General features: G+C 42.2%; 8 protein-coding genes. 5 read left to right on the top strand and 3 right to left on the bottom strand.

Annotation, left to right across the window (positions count from 1 at the left end):
• Positions 1 to 23: 23 nt before the first annotated feature.
• Positions 24 to 1,571, bottom strand: a complete 1,548-nt coding sequence (locus PY092_RS18365; RefSeq protein ID WP_275617222.1) for a SusC/RagA family TonB-linked outer membrane protein — start codon at positions 1,569 to 1,571, stop codon at positions 24 to 26.
• Between the two features lie 168 nt (positions 1,572 to 1,739).
• Positions 1,740 to 2,885, bottom strand: coding sequence for a FecR family protein (locus tag PY092_RS18360; RefSeq protein ID WP_275617221.1), 1,146 nt, complete (start codon positions 2,883 to 2,885; stop codon positions 1,740 to 1,742).
• Positions 2,886 to 3,010: 125 nt separating this feature from the next.
• Between PY092_RS18360 and PY092_RS18355 the strand changes: the two genes are divergently transcribed.
• On the top strand, positions 3,011 to 3,592 hold the full coding sequence (locus PY092_RS18355; RefSeq protein WP_275617220.1) for an RNA polymerase sigma factor: 582 nt from the start codon (positions 3,011 to 3,013) through the stop codon (positions 3,590 to 3,592).
• A gap of 84 nt (positions 3,593 to 3,676) precedes the next feature.
• Here PY092_RS18355 and PY092_RS18350 read toward each other — a convergent pair whose 3' ends face one another.
• Complete coding sequence (locus PY092_RS18350) at positions 3,677 to 4,345, bottom strand: NUDIX hydrolase (RefSeq protein WP_275617219.1); 669 nt, start codon at positions 4,343 to 4,345, stop codon at positions 3,677 to 3,679.
• 131 nt (positions 4,346 to 4,476) lie between these two features.
• Here PY092_RS18350 and PY092_RS18345 point away from each other — a divergent pair, with 131 nt between their 5' ends.
• Genes PY092_RS18345 through PY092_RS18330 form a run of 4 tightly spaced genes read left to right on the top strand, consistent with a single transcriptional unit; the run spans position 4,477 to position 9,017 of the window.
• Complete coding sequence (locus PY092_RS18345) at positions 4,477 to 5,331, top strand: SDR family oxidoreductase (protein WP_275617218.1); 855 nt, start codon at positions 4,477 to 4,479, stop codon at positions 5,329 to 5,331.
• Between the two features lie 32 nt (positions 5,332 to 5,363).
• On the top strand, positions 5,364 to 6,551 hold the full coding sequence (gene uxuA, locus PY092_RS18340; protein WP_275617217.1) for a mannonate dehydratase: 1,188 nt from the start codon (positions 5,364 to 5,366) through the stop codon (positions 6,549 to 6,551).
• Positions 6,548 to 7,954 carry a glucuronate isomerase gene (gene uxaC / locus PY092_RS18335; RefSeq protein WP_275617216.1) on the top strand — a complete coding sequence of 469 codons (1,407 nt, stop codon included), beginning with the start codon at positions 6,548 to 6,550 and terminating at the stop codon, positions 7,952 to 7,954. Before uxuA ends, uxaC begins: the two co-directional genes overlap by 4 nt.
• Positions 7,955 to 7,970: 16 nt before the next feature.
• Complete coding sequence (locus tag PY092_RS18330) at positions 7,971 to 9,017, top strand: sugar kinase (protein ID WP_275617215.1); 1,047 nt, start codon at positions 7,971 to 7,973, stop codon at positions 9,015 to 9,017.
• Positions 9,018 to 9,019 lie beyond the last annotated feature (2 nt).

Raw genomic sequence — 9,019 nt, 5'->3', positions numbered from 1 at the left:
GACTTTTTACAGATAGATCTAATCTAAAGGTGGGTCACTTTGGCCCGGCGGGGGTGGGTCACTTTCGTCCGGCCAGCTATGGTCACTTTAACCCGGCGAGGGTGGTATACTATGTCCGGCGTTTCCAGGCTTATTCCTATTTGTGTTTTTTCATTTAAATGTGCATCTAAATTTACCCTTAATGCCAATCTATCGAAATCGGAATTCTTTAGTATTCCTTCTTCATTATAATAGCTACCTGAAGCATAATAATTCAAATTTTCCGAACCTCCGCTTACCGACAATTGATGCTCTTGTTGTGAACCCGTCTTCAAAGCTAAATCTAGCCAATCAGTATCGACCCCATTTTGAAAATTATCCACAAGTCCTTGTCCTAATGCTAGAACATCTCCACTACTATCGTCCATAGAAAGTCCTCTTGCCACTCTATTATACTCCATATATTGTTGGGCATTCATTGTGTTCACATTTTCGACAGCTATTTTAGGACCATAATAAGTATTGAACCTAATATTGGGTTTTCCTTTTTTTCCTCGTTTTGTGGTAATTAAAATAACTCCATTAGCCCCTCTAGAGCCATAAATGGCAACAGCACTTGCATCTTTTAGTACCTCAAGGGACTCAACATCCCCTGGATTGAAATCATCAATTCCTTGGGTAGTAGGAACACCATCAATAACGAAAAGAGGTTCGTTGCCAGCATTAATAGATCTATTACCTCTTATTCTAATAGTAGAAGGTGCACCAGGAGAACCATTGTTACTAACTATATCTACTCCCGCTAATTTACCCTGAGCCTGGGTAATAAGATTTGAGGAAGCTGTTTCTGTGAGTTCAGAACCAGATATAGATGATACCGCCCCGGTCACATCACTTTTCCGTTGAGTGCCATAACCTACAATTACAACCTCGTCTAATCCCGAGGCACTCTCCTGCAATATGACATTGTATGTTGTCATGCCATCGAATGCAACTTCCTTAGTAGTGAACCCAATATATGACACCTGTAAAATTGCATTTTGACTCGAAAGGGTAAGCGCAAAATTTCCGTCAAAATCGGTCTGTGTTCCGTTTGTGGTTCCCTTTTCGATAACATTCGCCCCCAAAAGTGCCACTCCCGCTTGGTCCTTTACACTCCCCGTTACCTGGAATTGTATCGTGTTATCGGGCAAATTGTTTTGAGTGACCTCGTTCAGGGAGTCCTGATTGTCCGTTTTGCTTCTCAGGATAATCTGTTTGTTCAATACTTCGTATTCAACATCGGTCCCTTCAAACATTTTGTTCAAAACAAAAGCAATGGGCTTTTTCTTGACTTTTATGGACACCGTTCTGTCTACATCAACATCACTTCTGTTCAACAAGAATTTAAAGTCGGAAAGTGATTCAATTTCATAGATTACGGCAGCCACTGTAGCATTGGACATATCGAGTGACACTTTTTTCGTCTGTGAGTAGGTATGAGCCTGGATTTGAAAAAGGGAAACCATTGTTAAGAATACAGTTAGTTTCATTTTCAGGGTTAGTTTAAAGAGGTAACGCTCAGCACCTCTTGAATTACTGAGTTTTTTCATACTTTAGTTGTGTTATTTGGTTTAAATTCATTTAAATCATTGCACCGAATCGGGGAATGTGTCCGCATTTTCCGATTCTTTTTTATACATGATTCGGTTCATCAATTCATTGGTTTCATCATATTTTTCTGGTTTATTGGATTATATAGCTAATTCTTAAAGGAATGTTCATTCTATGATTACCTCATTGTCTTTGATGTAATAATCAATGGCGAAGCTCTTGCTGAAAGACTCCAATACTTCATCAATCGTCTCTATATCAAATGTGGCATCAAAGAGTTGTTCATCAAGCTCACTGTTCCTGTTCTTAATGGTCACGCTATACTTTCGTTCCAGGGTATGTCTAATCTTGCGAAACGATGTATTTCTAAAAACCAGCTTTCCATCTATCCATGCAGTGTATAATCTGGTATCCACATTTTCCACCCCGATTTCATTACTGGCCCTGTCCCACCGTGCCATAAATCCAGGTTTGAGCAGCAATGGGCTTCCATCATTTCCATGTTGTGTATCATTTTTGTACAATTCCACAGATCCTTCAACCAACACCGTATTAATGCCCGCATCCTCAACATAATTGGACACATTGAACTTGGTGCCCAATACTTTGACAATCAATCCATTGACATTGACCACAAAAGGATGTTCCGCATTCTTGGCGACATCGAAATAGGCTTCCCCATTCAAGAAAACCGTACGATGCTCTTTTTCAACAAAAGCGATGGGATAACGCAAAGTAGTTCCCGAATTCAAGAATATATGCGTGCCGTCTGACAATACCACGTCGAACCTTTTTCCATGTGGCACATATAATGTGTTATGGACCAGTTCTTCTGCTTTCGTGGCCTTGGAATACGTTAGTTTGGAATGATCTTGGGAACCTATGAGGGTCCCATTCGCATTTCTAATTTTTTTATTTTCGGTGGGAACCAATTCTTCGATAGTGCCATCATCCAAAGTAATCGTAACCGATTCCACCTTGGGAACAAGTGTATTTTTTTCAAGATGATCAATTTGACCTTGTTGATGATATAGGTATCCCAAGGATAAAAAGAGTGTGAGCACAGCGGCATATTTAAGTACCGTATTGACTACGCGCCTATTTTTGTCCCGTTGTATACGCTTAAACAATTCCTTTTTGATCTTGTCCGTATTTGGTTTGTTCATGGCCATTGTGACTTCAAGATGATTTTTTACTAGGTTCTCAAAAAGAGTCTCATTACCTTCTTTAAGAATCCAATTGGACAAAAAATCAAGGTCTTCTGAAGAAGCTTCATTCAGTAAATATTTATGTATTATATTTTCTACTTCCAAGTTGATTTTATGTATAGCCTTTTATGTAATGACAATACATATTTTCAATACCCTAACTTTTTTGCGATTTTTTTTTCATATTTGCAGTATTCACACCTATTTTTTTTATTTGTCATAATATGGACATGGATGAAATAACCCTGATTTCTCGCCTCAAAGAAGGGCATGAAGATTCATTTGCACATTTGGTGGACCATTATAGCCAAAGATTGTTCGGTTATGCTCTTACCTTGACGAACAATCATGAGATGGCTGAAGATGTGCTCCAGAATGTTTTTTTGAAGACCTGGGAAAAGCGCAGGAAACTTCGGATTGAGTCCTCCCTTCAGAATTATTTGTTCAAGTCCGTCTACAACGAATTCATCAACCAGTACAAAAAGAAAAGGTCCACTATAGTATTGGAGCAGAAATATTTCAAGGCCCTGGAAAAAACAGTGACCATGCAGGATGAAGCTTCTTGGGAAAAGATTATGGGCAAGATCATGGAGGAAATACAAAAACTCCCTCCCAAATGTCGTGAAGTATTTCTTTTAAGTAGAAAGGAAGGCTTGACAAACCTTGAAATATCCGAATACCTTAATATTTCGATCAAGACAGTTGAAGCCCAAATTACCAAGGCCTTCAATCGGCTAAAAAAAGGACTGGGGAATAATTATAATGCGATGTTGTTTCTCTTGTTTAGGCAAAACATGGCATTTAGGGATTGAATATGCCATACAAATCCAGGTGGATATTATTTTTCCATTCATAGACAAACCAATAGGAAAATCCCTAAGAGCCATGGACCTCTATTATTTTAATCTGTATAGATAGGGACCTCCCTTGACCCCTTGCTTTTTTTTCCCGGTGTTCTCCAAAACATCCATTTGGAATATACGTTTTCTGAAATTTCTCCTATCCAGTTCAACATTCAAGATGTCCTCGTATAGGTTTTGCAGTTCGTGTAAAGTAAACTCCCTAGGGAGAAGTTCACCAACGATAAGTCTATGCCTTAAATTGTTCTGCACAAACGAGTAGGCTTCCCTAATCAGCTTTTCATGATCATAACCAAGATTTTTGGGGATATCGTCCACATCGAACCAATCAATGCTCGTGATATTGTCCCTAAGTGTCAAGGGATGATTCTCGGGTTTGACCAAAGCATAGAAACATACCGTGATGACCCTCTTCAAAGGGTGCCTGTCCAAGGCTGTATAGGTTTTTACCTGTTCAAAGTGTATGTCCCTGAACCCTGTCAGGGAAAAAAGGACCTTTGCTGCACAGTCCTCAATGGTTTCATGTTCTTCCATTACCCCTCCAGGTACATGCCATTGGTTTTTAAAATGTCCCAACGACCTTTTAATGAGAAGTATTTTTAGTTTGCCATCAACATATCCAAAAAGCGTTATGTCAGCTGTGACCGAACATTCAAATGAATTTGGTTTTACTTGGATATCCTGAAGTTTTTCGTGAGCCTTCATGTTTTTGTATAAAATTTTGATTTTTTCTCTGAACGGATAGCAAAAATTTATATATTTGAAACCATGTAAAAAGTACACGGAATAATTTTTCACCTAATCCAATACTTTGTTCAAAGAAAAAAATAATAACAATGGATGATCCCAAATATAAAGAATTGAATGGCAAAGTTGTCGCAATAACAGGTGGTGGTGGCATTTTGTGCAGTACCCTGGCCCATGCTTTTGCCGATCAAGGAGCGAAGGTCTGCGTTATGGACCTGAATATGGAATCGGCACAAACTGTTTCAGAGGAAATCAATAATGCCGGGGGTACTGTGATTGCTGTTAAAGTGGACGTGCTTGATCGAGAAAGCTTGGAAGAGGCCAAACATGAGATGACAGAAAAATTCGGCCCCTGCGATATTCTGATCAATGGAGCAGGGGGAAACCATCCTTTGGGAACAACCAGTGACTCCTATTTGCTCAAAGAAGACCTGCTAAAAACAGAAAAGGATTTTAAGACATTCTTTGATTTGGATATGGGGGGGATTCAATTTGTGTTCAATTTGAATTTCATTGGAACCCTTTTGCCCACACAGATTTTTTCTAGGGAAATGGTAGGTCGCACAGGATGCAGTGTTTTGAACATTTCCTCTATGAATGCCTTTACCCCACTTACGAAAATACCGGCCTATAGCGGGGCGAAAGCCGCGGTTTCCAATTTTACCCAATGGCTTGCCGTCCATTTTTCCAAAGTGGGCATTAGGGTGAATGCATTGGCCCCCGGTTTTTTTCTGACCGATCAAAACAGAAGTTTATTGACCGAGAAAGAAGGAGGATTGACCCCAAGGGGAGCCACGATAATCGATCAAACCCCCATGGGACGCTTTGGAGAACCCGAGGATTTGGTGGGCACCTCTTTATGGTTGACCAGCGAACATTCAAAATTCGTTACCGGCATAGTGGTTCCTATCGATGGGGGCTTCAGCGCTTTTAGCGGCGTTTAATGAAAATAGGGAATGATGAAAATTCAATATCAATGGGTTTAGAACAGACATGGCGATGGTACGGACCAAAAGATCCCGTTTCCCTTGCTGACATTAGGCAAGCAGGGGCAACTGGCATTGTAACGGCATTGCACCACATTCCAAATGGTGATGTTTGGCCCACATCGGAAATAAACAAAAGAAAAAAAGAAGTGGAGGCCTCTGGCCTTACTTGGTCGGTGGTGGAGAGCATACCCGTTCACGAGGATATCAAAAAGCGAACGGGAAGGTATAGAGAGTACATCGCAAATTACAAACAGAGTATTGAAAACCTTGGTCAATGTGGAATTGACACGGTATGTTACAATTTTATGCCCATCCTGGACTGGACCCGGACCGATCTTTCCTATGAAATGCCAGACGGTTCCTATGCACTTCGTTTTGATGCCATTGAATTTGCGGCTTTTGAACTCTTTATCCTGAATCGAGAAAAAGCCTTAGACCACTATTCCAAGGAAACCATTGGGATGGCCAAAATAGCATTCGAAAGCATGGATGACGAAGCCAAGAAGCGTTTGGTCCAAAACATCATTGCTGGTCTGCCGGGGGCAGAGGAAGGATACACGGTGGAACAGTTTCAAGAGGCTTTGGACATGTATCGGAACATTAGCGAAGAGGAACTTAGAAGCAATCTGTACGATTTTATCAAGGAAATTGGCCCAACCGCGGAAAAGTCCGGTGTCTTTTTGGCTATCCACCCTGATGATCCCCCGTACCCCATTTTGGGGCTCCCAAGAGTGGTGAGTACAGAAGAGGATGCAAAAAAACTACTTGCAGCCTACGATAGCCCCCACAATGGGCTGTGTTTTTGCACGGGTTCTTATGGAGTAAGGGAAGACAATGATTTGGTGGGTATGGCCAATCGTTTATCGGAAAAAATCAATTTTATACACTTGAGAAGTACAAAAAGGGATTCGCTTGGAAATTTTTATGAAGCGGACCATTTGGATGGTGATGTGGATATGTATGGAGTGATGTACGAATTGCTAAAGGAACAGCTTGGGCGCAACGAAAAAAATGCCAAGAACCAACGCATGCCGATGCGGCCCGACCATGGACACCAAATGTTGGACGATATCCATAAAAAAACGAACCCGGGATATTCAGCAATAGGACGCCTTCGGGGGCTTGCAGAATTAAGGGGACTCATGTACGGTATGGAAAAATCCTTGCTACAATGACATTTATAAAAGATAACTTTTTGTTGGAGACCCCACAAGCTAAGGAATTGTATCATGGCTATGCAAAGGAAATGCCGATAATCGATTATCATAACCACTTGTCTCCTGAACATGTTGCCAATGATTATCAATTCAAAAACCTTACTGAGGCTTGGTTGACCGATGACCACTATAAATGGAGGGCAATGCGGGCCTGTGGTATTGATGAGGCGTATATTACAGGGGATGCTTCGGATAGGGATAAGTTCCAAAAATGGGCCGAGACGGTTCCCTTTACTCTTAGAAACCCCTTGTACCATTGGACCCATTTGGAGTTGCGACGATATTTTGGAATCGACGACCTGCTTACCGGCAATAATGCAGCACGTATTTTCTGGGATACCGAAGAACAACTGCAACAGAAAAGCCATAGTACATTGGGACTGTTGCAACAGTTTAACGTAGAGGTCATCTGCACTACGGACGATCCCATCGATTATTTGGAACATCACAATAGTGCAGCGCAAAAGAATACTTCGCCAAAAATGCTGCCAACCTTCAGACCGGATAAAGTATATGCTGTAGAGGACCATAGTGGCTACAGAACATATCTGGAAAAGTTGAGTGAGGTGTCCGGGACCCGAATAACCGCCTATCAGGATCTGATCACTGCCCTTAAGAAGAGACTGGCATTTTTCCATGAACAAGGTTGCCGTCTTTCCGATCATGGCCTGGAACATTTGTATCATTTTGAGATGAACAGCTATGATATTGATACCATCTTTGGAAAGCTGATGAACGGTCATTCTCTTGAAGTCGGGGAAATACGATACTTTAAGTTTGAGACCTTGGTCCACCTTTGCCGCGAATACCATAAACTGGGATGGGTGCAGCAATTCCATTTGGGCGCACTGCGAAACACCAATAAAAGAAAATTGGCCCAACTAGGGCCTGATACAGGCTTTGATTCGATAGGCGATTTCCCACAGGCCATCAATCTTGCTAGGTTTTTGAATACACTTGAAAGTACAGGACAGCTTAGCAAAACAATCCTTTATAATCTTAACCCCGCCCTTAATGAGGTTTTTGCCACAATGGTGGGCAACTTCAATGATGGCAGTGTGCGGGGGAAGATGCAAATGGGTTCGGGTTGGTGGTACAATGATCAACTGGACGGTATGGAAAAACAGCTGAACACATTATCGAATATGGGTTTGCTCAGTTGTTTTGTGGGGATGCTTACCGATTCCCGGAGCTTTCTGTCCTTTCCAAGGCACGAATATTTCAGGAGACTGTTGTGCAATATATTGGGAAATGACATGAAAAAAGGCCTTATACCGAATGACCTTGAATACATAGGAAGTTTGGTTCAGGACATTTGTTACAGAAATGCCAAGGCCTATTTTAATCTAGGATATAACTAAAAATAGAGATAACGGAATGAAAAAAGTGGTAACGTTCGGAGAAATTATGTTAAGACTCTCCCCTCCGGGCTTTCTGAGGTTCTCACAGGCCAACAGTTTCGATGTGGTCTATGGGGGAGGGGAGTCCAATGTGGCGGTATCCCTTGCTAATTATGGGGTGCCCGTCGATTTTGTGACTCGCCTACCAAAGAACGATATCGGGGAATGTGCCCTGATGGAAATGCGAAAGCGTGGTGTTGGCACTGACAATATCATTTATGGCGGAGACCGCTTGGGCATCTATTTTTTGGAGACCGGCGCGGTTAGCCGTGGCAGCAAGGTTGTGTACGACCGGGCGCACTCGGCCATGGCCGAGATAGGTCCCGGGATGGTGGATTGGGACAGTGTCTTCATGGATGTAGCGTGGTTCCACTGGACAGGAATTACCCCTGCAATTTCACAGGGAGCGGCCGATGCATGTATAGAGGCAGTGAAAATCGCAAAGAAGAAAGGAATTACCATATCCACGGACCTTAATTACCGGGCCAAACTTTGGAATTATTGCAATGATGCCAAACGGGAGGAGATTATGTCCGAACTTACTTCTTATTGCGATATTGTTTTGGGGAATGAGGAAGACGCGGAAAAGCATTTCGGCATCAAACCAGAGGGATTGGACATTACCACCCAAGGAGAACATGTAAAGGCCGATGCTTTCCTATCAGTGTGCCAACAGATGATCAAAAGGTTCCCCAATGCTAAAAAGGTCATTACGACACTGAGGGGATCATTGTCGGCCTCGCACAATACATGGGCGGGTGTACTCTACGATGGAAGGACCATGTACACTTCCCGGGAATACCAGATTACACACATTGTGGATCGTGTCGGTGGGGGCGACTCCTTTATGGGAGGTCTTATTTATGGGCTGTTGAACTGGCCCGAAGATGACCAAAATGCCTTGGACTTTGCCGTAGCGGCCTCCTGTTTGAAGCATACCATAAAAGGGGATGCCAATTTGGTTACTGTCGCAGAAGTTGAAAAGTTAATGGGAGGCGATGCCTCCGGAAGAGTATCACGATAAAA

It is taken from the genome of Flagellimonas yonaguniensis (genome assembly GCF_029193885.1).
Lineage (GTDB): Bacteria > Bacteroidota > Bacteroidia > Flavobacteriales > Flavobacteriaceae > Flagellimonas > Flagellimonas yonaguniensis.
Note: the sequence above shows the minus strand (reverse complement) of the source record. Positions and strands in the feature narration are given on the sequence as shown.

Bases quoted from the DNA above. Each gene is read 5' to 3' on its own strand.
- PY092_RS18365 (WP_275617222.1), bottom strand. From the start codon at position 1,571: ATGAAAAAACTCAGTAATTCAAGAGGTGCTGAGCGTTACCTCTTTAAA.
- PY092_RS18355 (WP_275617220.1), top strand. From the start codon at position 3,011: ATGGATGAAATAACCCTGATTTCTCGCCTCAAAGAAGGGCATGAAGAT.
- PY092_RS18350 (WP_275617219.1), bottom strand. From the start codon at position 4,345: ATGAAGGCTCACGAAAAACTTCAGGATATCCAAGTAAAACCAAATTCA.
- PY092_RS18345 (WP_275617218.1), top strand. From the start codon at position 4,477: ATGGATGATCCCAAATATAAAGAATTGAATGGCAAAGTTGTCGCAATA.
- uxuA (WP_275617217.1), top strand. From the start codon at position 5,364: ATGGGTTTAGAACAGACATGGCGATGGTACGGACCAAAAGATCCCGTT.
- uxaC (WP_275617216.1), top strand. From the start codon at position 6,548: ATGACATTTATAAAAGATAACTTTTTGTTGGAGACCCCACAAGCTAAG.
- PY092_RS18330 (WP_275617215.1), top strand. From the start codon at position 7,971: ATGAAAAAAGTGGTAACGTTCGGAGAAATTATGTTAAGACTCTCCCCT.